Source organism: Caenibius tardaugens NBRC 16725, assembly GCF_003860345.1.
In the GTDB taxonomy this organism is placed as follows: Bacteria; Pseudomonadota; Alphaproteobacteria; order Sphingomonadales; family Sphingomonadaceae; genus Caenibius; species Caenibius tardaugens.
In genome coordinates this window covers 2673489-2688586 of the sequence record NZ_CP034179.1, presented here as the reverse complement: position 1 = coordinate 2688586, position 15098 = coordinate 2673489, and the positions used below count along the sequence as shown (strand labels likewise).

Annotated in this window: 13 protein-coding genes; 8 read left to right on the top strand and 5 right to left on the bottom strand. The window is 64.0% G+C overall.

Annotation, left to right across the window (positions count from 1 at the left end):
- Nucleotides 1-9 precede the first annotated feature (9 nt).
- The 6 genes from zwf to EGO55_RS12555 all read left to right on the top strand — a co-directional run bounded on the left by zwf (nt 10) and on the right by EGO55_RS12555 (nt 8399).
- A complete protein-coding gene (gene zwf / locus EGO55_RS12580; RefSeq protein ID WP_021690254.1) occupies nt 10-1449 on the top strand; it encodes a glucose-6-phosphate dehydrogenase in 1440 nt (479 codons plus the stop codon).
- A 21-nt stretch (nt 1450-1470) separates the two neighbouring features.
- Complete coding sequence (gene edd, locus EGO55_RS12575; protein ID WP_021690253.1) at nt 1471-3282, top strand: phosphogluconate dehydratase; 1812 nt, start codon at nt 1471-1473, stop codon at nt 3280-3282.
- Nucleotides 3283-3295: 13 nt separating this feature from the next.
- Nucleotides 3296-4270, top strand: a complete 975-nt coding sequence (gene glk, locus EGO55_RS12570; protein ID WP_021690252.1) for a glucokinase — start codon at nt 3296-3298, stop codon at nt 4268-4270.
- Nucleotides 4267-4893, top strand: coding sequence for a bifunctional 4-hydroxy-2-oxoglutarate aldolase/2-dehydro-3-deoxy-phosphogluconate aldolase (gene eda, locus EGO55_RS12565; RefSeq protein ID WP_021690251.1), 627 nt, complete (start codon nt 4267-4269; stop codon nt 4891-4893). The genes glk and eda overlap by 4 nt, the downstream gene beginning before the upstream one ends.
- Complete coding sequence (locus EGO55_RS12560; protein ID WP_021690250.1) at nt 4893-7676, top strand: phosphoenolpyruvate carboxylase; 2784 nt, start codon at nt 4893-4895, stop codon at nt 7674-7676. Before eda ends, EGO55_RS12560 begins: the two co-directional genes overlap by 1 nt.
- Before the next feature lie 99 nt (nt 7677-7775).
- On the top strand, nt 7776-8399 hold the full coding sequence (locus EGO55_RS12555) for a L,D-transpeptidase family protein (protein ID WP_021690249.1): 624 nt from the start codon (nt 7776-7778) through the stop codon (nt 8397-8399).
- 48 nt (nt 8400-8447) lie between these two features.
- Here the strand turns inward: EGO55_RS12555 and tilS are convergent, their stop codons facing one another.
- The 5 genes from tilS to EGO55_RS12530 form a co-directional block, all read right to left on the bottom strand.
- Entirely contained in the window at nt 8448-9338 is an 891-nt protein-coding gene (gene tilS, locus EGO55_RS12550) for a tRNA lysidine(34) synthetase TilS (protein WP_084620047.1), read from the bottom strand.
- A gap of 82 nt (nt 9339-9420) precedes the next feature.
- Nucleotides 9421-10365, bottom strand: coding sequence for a tetratricopeptide repeat protein (locus tag EGO55_RS12545; protein WP_021690247.1), 945 nt, complete (start codon nt 10363-10365; stop codon nt 9421-9423).
- A gap of 123 nt (nt 10366-10488) precedes the next feature.
- Nucleotides 10489-11373 carry a helix-turn-helix domain-containing protein gene (locus EGO55_RS12540; protein ID WP_161566042.1) on the bottom strand — a complete coding sequence of 295 codons (885 nt, stop codon included), beginning with the start codon at nt 11371-11373 and terminating at the stop codon, nt 10489-10491.
- Nucleotides 11374-11530: 157 nt separating this feature from the next.
- Nucleotides 11531-13801 (bottom strand): phosphoenolpyruvate--protein phosphotransferase, encoded by a 2271-nt coding sequence (gene ptsP / locus EGO55_RS12535; protein WP_040715670.1) that lies wholly within the window; start codon nt 13799-13801, stop codon nt 11531-11533.
- Between the two features lie 109 nt (nt 13802-13910).
- Nucleotides 13911-14066, bottom strand: a complete 156-nt coding sequence (locus EGO55_RS12530; protein WP_021690244.1) for a YdcH family protein — start codon at nt 14064-14066, stop codon at nt 13911-13913.
- A gap of 195 nt (nt 14067-14261) precedes the next feature.
- On the opposite strand from EGO55_RS12530, the gene EGO55_RS12525 reads away from it, so the two are divergent.
- A complete protein-coding gene (locus EGO55_RS12525; RefSeq protein WP_021690243.1) occupies nt 14262-14459 on the top strand; it encodes a YdcH family protein in 198 nt (65 codons plus the stop codon).
- 168 nt (nt 14460-14627) lie between these two features.
- Nucleotides 14628-15095 (top strand): DUF1465 family protein, encoded by a 468-nt coding sequence (locus tag EGO55_RS12520; protein ID WP_021690242.1) that lies wholly within the window; start codon nt 14628-14630, stop codon nt 15093-15095.
- The last annotated feature ends 3 nt before the right edge of the window (nt 15096-15098 follow it).

The following is a 15098-nucleotide window of genomic DNA, read 5'->3' as shown; positions in this document are numbered from 1 at the left end:
CGATCGCGCATGATATTCGCTGCAGACCGCCTGCTCCTGTTCGGCGCCACGGGCGATCTCGCCCAGCGCATGCTGATCCCGGCGCTTTGCGCGCTGCAGGCAGAAGGGCTGGTCGATCCGCGCCTGACCATTATCGGCACGGCGCGATCGCAGATGGATGACCATACCTTTCGCAATTTTGCCCGGGCCGCGCTGGAAAAGTATATGCCCGCCGACCGGCGCAGCAATCTGGCGACCTTTCTCAATCGCCTGCATTATCAGGCCCTCGATGCCACGGATGCCGGGGGTTATGCCGCGCTGGCACAGAAAGTGGGCACCCCGGCCGAAGGTCTGGCGATATTCCTGTCGACCGCGCCCAGCCTGTTCGAACCCACGATCCACGGCCTGCAGCAGAGCGGGCTGACCGGCCCGCATGTGCGGATCGGTTTGGAAAAGCCGCTGGGCAGCGATCTGCAAAGCAGCCGCGCGATCAACGATGCGGTGGCGGCGGCATTCCCCGAAGACCGGATTTTCCGGATCGATCACTATCTCGGCAAGGAAACCGTCCAGAACCTGCTGGCGCTGCGCTTTGCCAATCTGCTGTTCGAGCCGGTGTGGAACGCCACTTATATCGAACATGTGCAGATCACCGTGGCGGAAACGGTGGGGCTGGAAAGCCGGGTCGATTTCTACGACGATGCCGGTGCGCTGCGCGACATGGTGCAGAACCATATGCTGCAATTGTTGGCGCTGGTGGCGATGGAACCGCCCGCGCAGTTCGATGCCACGGCGGTGCGCGACGAAAAGGTCAAAGTGCTACGCGCCCTTCGCACCACATCGGCCGACGAAACGGTGCGCGGCCAATACACCGAAGGGGCGATCAACGGCACTGTCGTGCCCGGCTATGTCGAAGAACTGGGCCGCACGAGCGGGACCGAAACCTTCGTGGCAATCAAGGCCCATCTCGATAACTGGCGCTGGAAAGGGGTGCCGTTCTACTTGCGCACGGGCAAACGCCTGCACAAGCGGGTGACCGAAATCCTCGTCCAGTTCCGGCCCATTCCCCATTCGATCTTCGGCGGGAACAGCGCGCGCACCACGCCGAACAGCCTGTTGATCGGTATTCAGCCGGAAGAAAACATCACCTTGCAGCTCATGGCCAAAGTGCCCGGTCTCGATCGGGGCGGCATCCGTCTGCGCCCGGTTCCGCTGGATATCGCCATGGCCGATGCCTTCACCGGCACGCAACGCCGCATCGCCTATGAACGCCTGCTGCTCGACCTGATCGAGGGCGATCAGACGCTGTTTGTCCGGCGCGACGAGGTGGAGGCGCAATGGGCGTGGATCGACGGAATCCGTACGGCATGGGAACGCGAAGCACTGGAACCGAGGCCTTACAGCGCGGGAAGCTGGGGACCAAGCGCCGCCATCGCGCTGGCCGAACGCGATGGGGTCAGTTGGCATGAATGACTTGAGCACGAGCACCCCGGCATGAGCAACCTCCATCCCGCAATCGCCCGTGTGACCGCGCGGATCGTGGAAAATTCGCGGCAATCCCGTCGTGCCTATCTCGACCTGATCGCACGCGCGGCGGACAGCCAGATTGACCGCAACACCGCCTCCTGTTCCAACCTCGCCCATGCCTATGCCGGGGCGCTGGACGATCAGGCCGCGCTCAAGCGCGCACGCGGCCCCAATCTGGCGCTTGTCACCGCCTACAACGACATGCTCTCCGCGCATCAACCCTATGGCGCCTATCCCGCCCAGATGAAGCTCTATGCCCGCGAAGTGGGGGCCACCGTGCAAGTCGCCGGGGGCACACCCGCGATGTGCGACGGCGTGACCCAAGGGTATGACGGGATGGAACTGTCACTGTTCAGCCGCGATGTGATCGCGCTGTCCACCGCTGTCGCGATGAGCCACGCGATGTACGACGGAATGGCGCTGCTCGGCATTTGCGACAAGATCGTGCCCGGCCTGCTGATCGGGGCGCTGCGGTTTGGCCACCTGCCCGCGATTTTCGTGCCATCGGGGCCTATGCCCAGCGGCATCGCCAACAAGGAAAAGCAGAAGGTCCGCCAGCTTTACGCCGAAGGCAAGGCCAGCCGGGCCGAACTGCTGGAAAGTGAAAGCGCCAGTTACCATACGCCCGGCACCTGCACCTTTTACGGCACCGCCAATTCCAACCAGATGATGATGGAATTGATGGGCCTGCATATGCCGGGGGCCGCGTTCGTGCCGCCGGGCACCCCGTTGCGCAGCGCCCTGACCCGCGCGGCCACGCACCGGCTGGCGGCGATCGGCCGCGATGGCGGCGATTATCGCCCGCTGGCCCAGTGCGTGGATGAAAAAGCCATTGTCAACGCCACCGTGGGCCTGCTGGCCACTGGCGGTTCCACCAACCATGCGATCCATATCCCGGCCATGGCCCGCGCCGCCGGCATCCGGATCGACTGGCAGGATATGGACGAACTGTCCGCTGCCGTGCCGCTGATCGCGCGCGTCTATCCCAATGGTGCGGGCGACGTGAACCAGTTTCAGGCCGCAGGCGGCATGGGTTACGTTATTGGCGAACTGCTCGACGCCGGGCTGGCCCATCGCGATATCCTGACGGTGGCGAGCGACGATCTGGCCGCCTATGCCCGCGAACCCGGCCTTGCCGAGGGCGAACTGGCATGGCGGGCCGTGGGCGCCAGCGGCGATCCGCAGATGCTGCGCCCGGTCGCGGACCCGTTCCAGCCCGATGGGGGGATGCGGCTGGTTTCCGGCAATCTCGGGCGCGCCACGTTCAAGGCCAGCGCAGTGACCCCGGACCGCTGGACGATCGAGGCCCCCGCCCGCGTGTTCCACCGCCAGGAAGACGTGATCGCCGCCTTTGCGGAAGGCGCACTGGATCGCGATGTCGTGGTGGTCATGCGGTTTCAGGGCCCGCGCGCCAATGGCATGCCCGAACTGCACAAGCTGACCCCGGCGCTGGGGGTATTGCAGGATCGCGGTTATCGCGTGGCGCTGGTCACCGACGGGCGCATGTCCGGCGCATCGGGCAAAGTGCCCGCAGCGATCCATGTCACCCCCGAAGCCTTCGGCGGCGGCCCGCTGGCCCTGCTGCGCGATGGCGACATGATCCGGCTTTGCGCGCAGACCGGCGTACTCGAAACCACCGCCGACCTTTCCACCCGCACCCCGGCCCTTGTGCCCGCCGATCCGGGCGGGACGGGGCGCGAACTCTTCGCGATGTTCCGCATCCATGCCGATGGCGCGGAACAGGGCGCCTCCGCCATGCTGGCGACGGCCGGGCTGTGAGAGGCATGCTGCGATGACCCGACTGGTCGCAGCGGATATCGGCGGCACCCATGTGCGCTTTGCCGTGGCCACGCTGGGCGCAGGCGACGCGATTGCGCTGGGTGATCCGGTCACGCTCAGAACCGGCGACTATGTCAGCCTGAAACATGCGTGGGACCATTTCGTGGATCGCTGCGACGCGTCTGTGCCCCGATGCGCCGCGCTTGCCGTGGCAGGCCCGATCAGTGGCGGCACGGTACAGATGACCAACAACAGCTGGACAATCCGCACCGACACATTGGCCGACGAACTCAGTCTGGACCGGGTGATCGTCCTCAACGATTTTGCGGCCGTAGCCCATGCGGCGGCGACCCTGCCCGACAGCGCATTTCTCCCTCTTGCCGGGCCAGACGCCCCCCTGCCCGCCACCGGCACGGTGAGTGTGATCGGGCCGGGCACCGGGCTGGGTGTCGCGCATTTCCACCGCTATACCGGCGGATACCACGTGCAGGCCACCGAAGGCGGGCATATCGATTTCGCCCCGGTGGACCATGTGGACGATCTGATCCTTGCCCGCTTGCGCAAACGCCACCGCCGCGTATCCGCCGAACGCGTGGTTTCCGGCCCCGCCATTGTCGATATTCACGCCGCGCTCGCCACCATCGCCGGCCACACCCTGACCGAACAGGATGACAAGGCGATCTGGCAGGCGGGCACCGCCCGCACCGACAGCCTTGCCAGCACAGCAGTGGACCGGTTCTGCATGGCGCTGGGCAGTGTCGCGGGCGATCTGGCGCTGGCCCATGGCGCGGCTGGCGTCGTCATCGCGGGCGGGCTGGGCTATCGCATCCGTGAAACACTGATCACATCGGCCTTTGCCGAACGGTTCCGCTTCAAGGGGCGTTACGAAGCCCTGATGGCCAGCCTGCCGGTCAAGCTCATTACCCACCCGCAACCGGGCCTGTTCGGGGCCGCCGCTGCATTTGCCAGGGAATATCCGGCATCATGACCAAATCCATCGAACAGATCATGCGCACCGCACCCGTCATCCCGGTCCTTGTGATCGATGATGTCCGCCATGCCCGCCCGCTTGCCGAAGCGCTCGTTTCCGGCGGGTTGCGCGTACTCGAAGTGACCTTGCGAACGCCTGCCGCGCTCGACGCGATCCGCGAAATGCGACAGGTCGAAGGCGCGCTTGTCGGGGCGGGCACCGTGCTCAACCCACGCGATTACGATGCCGCGATGAAGGCAGGCAGCGCGTTCATCGTGTCCCCCGGCCTGACGGAGGCGCTGGCGGGCGCGGTGGCGGGCGATGGCACGCCGTACCTGCCCGGTGTCGCCACGGCGGGGGACATTATGCACGGGCTCGATCTTGGCCTGCATCATTTCAAGTTTTTCCCGGCAACGGCGGCAGGCGGCATCCCCACGCTCAAGGCACTGGCCGCGCCTTTTTCCCAGTGTCGCTTCTGCCCTACAGGGGGCATTACCGCTGCCACGGCGCCAGACTGGCTGGCGCTCGATCCGGTGCTATGCGTCGGCGGAAGCTGGCTGGCCCCGGCCGGAATGCCGGATTTCGACGCCATCGCCGGGGCCGCCCGTCAGGCCTGCGCGCTGCAAGGAGATCATACGTAATGCGGACTGTTGCCGATCTGGTCGATCATCTCCAGGAATTGCACGCCCTCACCAGCCAGACCCCGCTGTTCAACCCGGTCTTCCAGCTTTCGCACGACCTGTCTCGCCAGCTTGAGGCGGGCGAGCTGGACCTTGGCGATATCGAAGCGATGATTGCGGAACTGGAATGCGAGGCGCTGCAAAGCCGCGCCCGGCATCTGCGGCGGCTGGTCGCACCCGTTTCGCAACAGGCCAATCTCGATGGCTTCGCCGCCTTGCTGAAAGACGAGCCATCCGATTTCAGCGCCTTTCGCGCGCGCTGGGAAAAGCCGCAACTCCATTGCGTGTTCACCGCCCACCCGACCTTCCTGCTCGCGCCGGAACAGACCCGCGCCGTGGCCGCCGCCGCATCCTCGGATAATGCCATCGGCGCAGAAACCTGTGTCGCATCGCCGGAAAAGCCGACGATCACCCTCGCGTATGAACATGGGGAGGCGATGTCCGCGATCGCCCATGCCGCCGATGCACGCGATCAGCTCGTGGCCGTGCTGCTGGCCAGGGCGCAGGCCCGCTGGCCGCAGGACTGGCAGGATTTCAGGCCGCTGCCTTTCCGGTTCGCCTCGTGGGTCGGCTATGACATGGACGGGCGGACCGATATCCAGTGGTTCGACAGCATCGGTTTCCGGCTTGCGGAAAAGACGGAGCGGCTGGAACGCTATACGGCATCGCTGGAAGCGATCGATCCCGATCACCCGCTACTGGCCACACTGCGCAAGGCGGCGGCCTATGCCCGTGATCGTACTGTGGATTTTGCCGGCGATTTGTCCGACCCCGATGCGCTGTCCGCCGTGGCCAATCGGCTTACCGCGGCTGATCCGGACAAGCTGCTGACCCTGGCCCCGCTGATCGATGCGCTGGAACGCGAAGCCCGCGATGCCGCCACCGACCGCGCCATCGCCCTGAAGACGCTGGCGGCCGCCATGCGCGCCGATGGGCTGGGCATGGGCTGGATTCATTTCCGCGTAAACGCCAGCCAGTTGCACAACGCGATCCGGCGGGTGATCGACCCGCACGGGGAACTCGATCTCGGCAGCCGTGGCGCGCTGGCGCGGCTGCGCGACGAACTGGCCAGAGTGGAGCCGCTGCGTGCCAATTTCGCGGCGCTGGCGATCGAAAGCAGCACCGCAATCCGCCAGTTTCTCGCCATGGCGCAGATTCTGCACCACATCGATGCGGATGCGCCGATCCGCATGCTGATCGCGGAGTGCGAGCAGCCTTCCACCATTCTCGCCGCGCTCTATTTCGCGCGGCTGTTCGGGATCGGCGACAAGGTCGATGTGTCCCCGCTGTTCGAAACCGAAAGCGCGCTGGAACATGGCGGGCGCTTCCTCGATGCCTTGCTCGCGGAAGAGGCCTACAAGGCTTACGTGCGCGAACGCGGGCGCCTGGCCATCCAGACGGGCTTTTCCGATGCCGGGCGCTTTGTGGGGCAGATTCCCGCCAGTCTCGCCATCGAGCGGCTGCAAGGGCGGCTGGCGGACGCCATGACCGCCAACGGGCTGACCGATGTCGACGCACTGATCTTCGATACGCATGGGGAAAGCATGGGGCGCGGAGCGCACCCCAATTCGATGGAAGACCGGCTCGCCTGGCCGCTCAGCGCCTGGGCGCGGCGGCGGTTCATCCGGGCGGGGATCACGCTGGAACCCGAAGTGAGCTTTCAGGGGGGCGATGGCTACCTGTTTTTCGCCACCCCCGAACTGGCGCTGGCGACACTCACCCGCATTGCCGAAATCCGCCCGGCCGAAACCGATGCCGATGCGCCCGCCGATCCGTTTTATCGGCGCACCGATCTCAGCCTCGATTTCTATCGCGCGATCCGCGCCCATCAGCGTGCGCATCTCGAAAGCCGGACCTATACCCGCGCCATTACGGCCTTCGGACTGGGCATGCTCAACCCAACCGGCAGCCGCGTCTCGCGCCGCCAATCGGATATCGCCGCCGACCGCGAGATGAGCCTGCGGCAAATTCGCGCCATTCCGCACAACGCGATCCTCCAGCAACTGGGCTATCCGGTGAACGTGATCGCCGGGATCGGCACGGCGGCGGACGGCAATTACGAGGAACTGGCCGGTTTGCTGCGCGACAGCGAACGGGGCCGCCAACTGGTGCGACTGGCGCGTGCGGCCAATGCCCGTGCCAGTATCAAGACCGTCGCTGCCTTTGGCGAACTGTTCAATTCGGCCTATTGGGCAACGCGCCCCTATCGCGGCACGGAAACGCAGTTGTCCGAACCGTGCGAGGCGTTGGCTGAATATCTGATCAAGGATGATCGCGCGGGCGTCTTCCGGCGTCTGGCCTCACGCCTCAGGGTCGATGCGCTGAAGCTGCACCGCCTGTTCGAACTGCTGCCTGACGAACAGCCGCTGGAAGATCGTGAACGCGTGCGCCGCCTGATCGGGGTCTTGCAGGCGCTACGCCTGACCCTGCTGCAATATATGTTCATTCGCGCAGTATCGGTGCCGGTGTTCAGCCGCGCGAACGACATCAGCCGCGACGATGTGCTGGAAATGGTCTTCACCCTGCGGATTGACGAAGCCGTGGCGCAATTGCGCCGCGCCTTCCCGACCAGCTTCCCCAAGATCGGCGATTTCGCGATGGATGAACCGGCGGACTATCCCGATGGATCGGGCGAAGGCTACACCCAGATCCAGCGCGATTACATCGATCCGATCGAACGCGCGAACCGGCTGTTGCTGCGCATCACAATTGCCATTGCCAACGAATTCGGGGCGCATGGCTGAGCTTTGCCGGGATTAACCCCTGCCCCGGCCCTGTCTCGCCATGAGACGGCACGGGGGTTTTGACTGGCAATCCGCGCGCGAACCGATCAGGGAACGGGGATGAACCCGGTTTTGAAATGGTTTGGTGGCGGCACGTTTGCCGTGGTGGCGCTGGTGGGTGGGGCACTGCTGCTGACCCGGCCGGAAACGGCCGCGCCGCCTGCGCCAGTGCCTCCCCCCGCTGTCGATGCAGCGCAAGCGGAGGCCGCGCCGCCCGCCGACGGCCCTTTTGTCATCAAGCGTATCCTGCCGATCGACGGGCCGATCAAATATGGCGAATGGCACTGGGATGATGAAGGTGTGCCCGATGGCCCGCTGCTGATCACGGTCGATCTGGAAGCCCGCGTCATTTCCGTGTTCAAGGGCGGGTACGAAATCGGAGCCTCCGCCGTACTGCTGGGTACCGACGATCACCCGACACCGCTGGGCACCTTCCCGATTATCGCGAAGATCCGCAACAACGTGTCCAGCATTTACGATTCCCCCATGCCGTTCACCATGCGCCTGACCAACGATGGCGTGGCAATCCACGGCGCGCCCGTGGAAAAGGGCTATGCCAGCCACGGCTGTGTCGGCACGCCCGATGGCTTCGCCGAAAAGCTGTTTGCCATTGCCAAGCTGGGCGACAAAGTCGTCATAACCCGCGGCCACATGGTCGATCTGGGGCACGATCTGCAAGGCTGACCGCCACGCACCAGCCAGCCCGGCATCGTCGTCGCTAAAACCTAGGAGCTAAAGCTGGTTGGCCCCGCCGCGACGCGGTGGTTCCTTGCGGAACACCCATGTCCCATCGGGATTCGAGCGGGCAACGACCCCGGCCAGCGTTCCATCGCGACCGGCCGCCAGACGGCCAATCAGCCGGGCCACTTCGCCCCCACGCGGGATACCGCTCAACAGCGCAATCACGCGCGCCACCACGCGCAGCCGGATCGCCGCCGGGGCAAGCGGGCGATAGACGATCGCATCCTCGCTCACCTGCACGCATTCGTTCCATTCGCGCTGGGTCACCCAGACCATCACCCCTTCGGCATCGGCAAGATGGCTGGCGCTCATCGCCATGGCGGGAATGTCCAGCCAGTCGCAATCCTGCAGCGCCTTGCGGACCCGCACCCGATCGAACCGCGTATCCTCGTTGCTCGGGTCCTGCGCGGCCATCAGCCCTGCGGCCTTGACCAGTTCACCCAGATCGGCCCGTCGCCAGCCCAGCAAGGGGCGCAGCAGCGGCATGTCCGTGCCCGGCACGTTCGCGCGCAGGCGAACGCCTGCCAGCCCGGCGATGCCGCTGGCACGGTTGAGGCGCATAATCAGCGTTTCGGCCTGATCGTCCGCGTGGTGGGCCGTGGCGATTGCCCCCAACCCACGCCGCAGTGCCCAGTCATACAGGGCCTTGTAGCGTGCCAGACGGGCCATATCCTGCACATTGCCGCGCGGCACCTGCACCGGCAGGATTTCGTGCGGAATACCGTGCCCGGCGCAGAGTTCGGCCACCATCGCCGCTTCGGATGCGCTTTCGCTGCGCAGCTGGTGATCGACAGTGGCGACTTCGACCTTGCCGGGCATGACTGCCTCGGCCAGCAGCAGCAGGGCAAGGCTGTCAGGCCCGCCCGAGACGGCCAGCCCCAGCCGTTCGCCTTCCGGCCAGATACGCGCCAGATCGCCCGCGAACCGGGCGATCAGAGGGTGCGGCGCGGTTTCGGATTGCGCACTAATTGCACTTCACCTTGGCCCGATTGGCATCATACTGCGATTTGAGCCGCCCGATGGCGAGAGCGGGATAGGTTTCCCCGAATTTGGCCAGTGCAATGCAGGCCCGCTTCGTATCCTTGAGCGCAATCATGGATTCGACGAGATAGAGCAGGCTATCCGGTGCGCGGGCACCCTGCACATCATCGTCATAGTTCTTCACGAACCACGGCGCAGCCTCTTTGGGCTTGCCATCGTCAAGATAGGCCCGGCCCAGAAGATTACGGCCATGGCTGATCATGCGATGCTTCGGATATTTCTGGACGTAGAGCTGCAACTGCTGCTGCGCTTCGGGATAGAGCCGGGCTTCCCACAACCGGAAACCATAGGAATATTCATCGTCCCCGGCATCCGCGGTCGATGGCTTGGCAATGGCCTGGACCTGCGCCAGCCGGGCCGAACTGGGCGCGGCGGGCTTGGGCGTTGCCGCTGTCGTCACCGGTTTGGAAGCGGTCGGCGTGAGAGTGGTTACGCCACCCGATGCCGGTGATACCACCACCGGCGGCGGGCTGGCCGTGCCAGCGGGTTCCAGCGCGGCCACGCGGCCGGAAAGACGGGCCAGCGCATTGGTGTTGGTTTCGACTTGCGAGGTGAGCGCGGCAAGGCTTGTCTCAAGCGCGTCAAGCCGGGCCAGCACATCGGTCATCGGGGTGGTCGCAGGGGGTATGGTGCTGCTGGCCGTGCTGGTAGCGGCTGCGGCGTCCTGCGCGAAAAAGCGGCTGTCGCCCGCCGGGAACACCTTGCGTTGCAAGGCCCGCACTTCGGCTTCGACCTTGCGCATCCGGTTTTCGTCCACTTGCGCGGCAGCGGGCATCGCCACGCCAACTGTGGCTACGGCCGATACGACCATTACCGCCGTGCGAGCACCCGGCACAATCCCGCGAACCCAGCGCCGTCCCATCATCATCTACCAAGCTCCTGTCATTGCTTCCGCAAACAGTCGCCATGTTCCATCACGACACCGAACTGCGGCTGAACAATCGCCACAGCTATGCCGACAGCGGGCCGTCCTGTCGAGAATCGGGCCGTTTTATGCTGTGGGTGATGCAGGTGCAGCCGATGCCGGTGCCGGTGCCGCAACCGGTGAAGCCGATGCCCCGGTTGCAGCCGATGCTGCTGTTCCCGCCGGTTTCCGCGCGAGCAGAGCCGCAGCCGTAACCGGCACATTCTTCATGACTTTCTGAACATCGGACAGGCGTGCAACCGGCTGCCCACCGACGGTGATAGCCAAGGCGTCAGGACGCGCGGTCCACACCATCGGCCCCTGCGCATCGGCGGGCACAGTATAGGTTTCGCCCTTGGCCAGACCCTTTTCGAGAAGCTGCTTGCCCGCAGCATCGTAGAACTTGACCCAGACGCCTTCCTCCAGCGCAGTAAATGCAACCGCACCACCCGTGGGTGCCGCAGGCGTGGCGGCCTGTGCCCCTGCCTGTGTCTGCGCCGGGGCCTGTGCCGATGCCGCCACTGCGGTCTCGTCCCTGAGTTCCGGCAAGCTCGCCGCCGGGCTGAAGAACCCGCGCAGGAACACGAACGCCCCGACCAGCAGCACAATCGCGATCAACGCCATATACCAGCCCAGCCGTGCGGAGGGGACCCGCGCCGGATCGCCTGGTTCGAATGTCTGTATCCGGCGCGGAGCTTCGCGCGTCTGCGCATTGAGAACCGCGCGCACATCTGCAGCGATTTCCGCCGAATTGAGGCCCAGCGCATTTGCGACACTGCGCGAAAATCCGACTGCGTAAGTCCGGGCGGGCAGGCGATCGAATTCGTCCGCCTCGATCATTTCCAGATGGCGCAGCGAAATGCGCGTCTCGGAAGACAACTGGGCAAGACTGAAACCCGCCTTTTCCCGTGCGGCCCTGATCCGTTCGCCGACACTCTGCACGGCCTGATCTTCTTCAAATTGTTCGCTCAACTGGTCCATTCCCCAAATCCGCCGACACGGACGCGACCCTGCCAGGCGCGCGCAAACAAGAGGCGCGGCGCGGGCAAGTCAAGGCAGGCTTTTCTTGCCAGCGATGCGCTGCGCCAAAGCGGTGCATGGGTGCGGCCAATTTTCGGCGCACGCCATCTTAATCGCTATCGAGCCCATGATCGAGTGCCCATTGCTGCACTTCGGCACGCAAATTTGCAGGCGGATTGGCCAGCCAGCCCTCCATCGCTTCGGCAATATCGGCAAGATTCGTCTTGCAAACGAGTTCCTTGATCGGACCCACCGCAGCCGGCGTGATCGACAGACGCCTGATCCCGATGCCCAGCAGCGCCAGCGCTTCCAGCCGGCGACCGCCCATTTCGCCGCAAACCCCTACGGCCACGCCCGCTTCATCAGCAGCCTTCACCACCCGCCGCATGAACCGCAGGATCGACGGGTTGAGCCAGTCATAGCGTTCGGCCAACTTGGGATTGGCGCGATCGGCGGCAAACAGAAACTGCGTCAGATCATTGGTGCCAATCGAAATGAACGACAGCTTTGGCAGCATGATATCCAGCATTTCTGCCAATGCCGGCACTTCGAGCATGACCCCGTAATTGATCGCTTCGGGCAGCAGCTTCTTCTGCTTCTTGAGGAATTGGCGCTGCGCTTCGAATACGGCGCGCGCGGCATCGAATTCCCACGGCTCGGACACCAGCGGGAACATGACATTCAAGGTGCGCCCGGCAGAGGCTTCGAGCAGCGCCCGCGCCTGCGCCTTGAGCAAGCCTTCGCGTTCCAGCGCGAGGCGCAAGGCGCGCCAGCCCATCGCCGGGTTTTCGTCATTTTCACGGTCATCTTCGCGCAAGTAGGGCAAGGCCTTGTCACCGCCGATATCGACCGTACGGAAAATCACCGGCTTGTCCCCCGCGGCATCGAGCACATCGCGATAGAGACGCGTCTGGCGGTCACGTTGCGGCAGGGCAGCGGCAACCAGAAACTGGAATTCGGTGCGGAACAGGCCAATACCATCCGCCCCCGTGACGTTCAGCATCGGCATGTCATCGCGCAGGCCTGCATTGATCATCACCGTCACGCGTTTGCCATCGAGACTGACTGGCTGGACATCGCGCAATTTGGCGTAAGCGGCCTGACGCTCCTTGCTCTTGGCAAAGCGTGCATCGAACGCTTCGATCAGCGGCGGGCTGGGACGGACCGTGGCCGTCCCATTATCGCCATCCAGCAACAGCTGATCCCCTTCGCGGACAAGCCGCCGCAGACCGGACACGCGCCCCAGCACCGGCACGCCCATGGCCCGCGCCACGATCACCACATGGGCGGTCAGCGACCCTTCCTCGAGTACGACACCCTTCAACCGCCGGCGATCGTATTCCAGCAATTCCGCCGGACCGAGATTGCGGGCAATCAGGATCGTATCTTCACGCAACCCCTTGGCAGCGGCCGTGCCGAGCTGACCCGAAACAATCCGCAGCAGACGATTGGAGAGATCTTCCAGATCGTGCATCCGTTCCGCCAGCAGGGGATCGTCGATTTCGCGCATGCGCATGCGGGTGCGCTGCTGGACGCGTTCAATCGCCGCTTCGGCGGTCAGCCCGGATTCGATGGCCTCGTTGATGCGACGCGCCCAGCCTTCGTCGTAAGCGAACATCTTGTAGGTCGCGAGAACCTCGTCATGTTCGCCGCCGACACCGAATTCGGCCTGAGTGGTCATGCGATCGATCTGTTCGCGCATCTTGTCAAACGCAAGATAGACCCGCTGCCGTTCGGCCTCGGTATCTTCGGCGACAACGTATTCCACGGTCACCCGTGGCTGGTGCAGAACCGCTGTGCCGCTGGCCAGCCCTTTGACCAACGCCAGACCGCGAATGATTTCCGGGCCGCTCAACGCGGGGTTGGTGCCCAGATCCTCCTCATCGACCAGATCGGCATTGGCGATCAGTTCGCTGAGCACCATGGCCGTTGTCTGCAACGCTTCGATTTCCACATCGGCATAGCGGCGCGGATCGACGTGCTGAACGCAGAGCACGCCAACCGCCCGTTCATGCCGCACAATCGGCACGCCGGCGAAGGAATGGAACTTGTCCTCCCCCGTTTCGGGGCGATAGGAAAAGTCCGGGTGGGCGGTGGCTTCCGCCAGATTCAAGGTTTCGATATTGTCGGCAATCGTGCCGGTAAGACCTTCACCCACTGCCATGCGGGTGACGTGTACCGCGCTCTGGTTCAGGCCGCGCGTGGCGAACAGTTCGAGCATCCCTTCGCGCAGCAGGTAGATCGAGCACACCTCGCTATCGAGGCTGTCGCCGATAATCTCCACCACCTGATTGAGCTTGGCCTGTGCGTGCAAGCGCGAAGCCATTACCTCATGCAATCGAGTGAGGATGGTGCGGGCTGCGGCAGTGGCGGATGTCATGGTAATCGCCTATCGCAGATCGGCGCTTTTGTGAACGGTATAGGTATAAAAAAGCCCCACGAGCCTCAGCAGGAGCGACGCAATCCGCCGCTCCTGCAAAGCGGCCACCCTAGATCTGTGCAAGGGCTTCCTTGATTCGCAACTTCCGCTTCTTGAGGGACTGAATGATCGTCTCGTCCGGCGACGGGCGGCTCATTTCCTGACGCAGTTGCTGTTCGATACCGCGATGTTTGAGCTGCAGGGCACTGAAGTGTGACGATTCCATTGGGTACCTCCTTAACAAGGTTGCTCATAACCCCTGAACCAGATGGTATTGCGACTCATGCTCTTTCGGCATGTGGTACGATTGTCATCCAATCACATTGCGCCTATTTTGCAAGATGCAATCAGCGGCTCCGCGCGACAAGAGCCTGCAGAGACAAGACGAATCGCCCGATGGGCAACAGCAGGCAGGTGACAAGTGACCGAAGAAGAGATGCGCAAGCGCCTCGAAAGTTTGCGGATCGAACATCGCGATCTTGATGCCGCGATTGACGCGCTGACAGCGGCCGGAAGTACCGACCAGTTGCAGATCGCGCGCCTAAAAAAACGCAAGCTGCGCCTGAAAGACCAGATCGCCCTGATCGAGGACGCGCTCCTGCCCGATATCATCGCCTGAACGGCGCAACCTCATGCAGCGGAATGTCGCGCCGCGGCAACGGCCCCGCTGCGGCACGTTTTGGGGTATCTAAAAACAGTACCGCTTGGGGACAGTCCGGAATTCTTCGGCAAAACGCAGCCCCTGACAGTGGTATCACTGCACGCTCTGCATTAGCCCGGGTCAACAATGACAACACCGGTCGACATCAATCGCTCTATCGTGGAAGGCCTCTATGCGGAGGCGCTCGTGCTGGCGGATGAAGTACGGCTATCCTTCGCCTTGGCCGATCAGCTCGATCTCAAGCAAGAGGACGAAGATCTTGCCCGGATCGCCTTGTCCTGCGAAGCGCTGCGTACCTCGACCCGGATGATGCACGTGATTGCATGGCTGCTCAATCAACGGGCCTATTTTCACAATGAAATCAGTGAATTTCAGCTAAGGCGCTGTGGCCGCCTGCCCGTTGAGGCGAGCAGGTCCGATCCGGAACAACTGGTGATGTTGCCGCTTGTCCTGCGCGATCTGATTGCGGCGACGGAGCGGTTCTACGCGCGCGTCCAACGTTTTGACCGGGCGTGGCACAGCCGCTTCACCATGTCGCCTTGCGCCATCCATCGCCTGCGCGACAGGCTGGGCCGGGAATTGCACTGCGCCTGACCG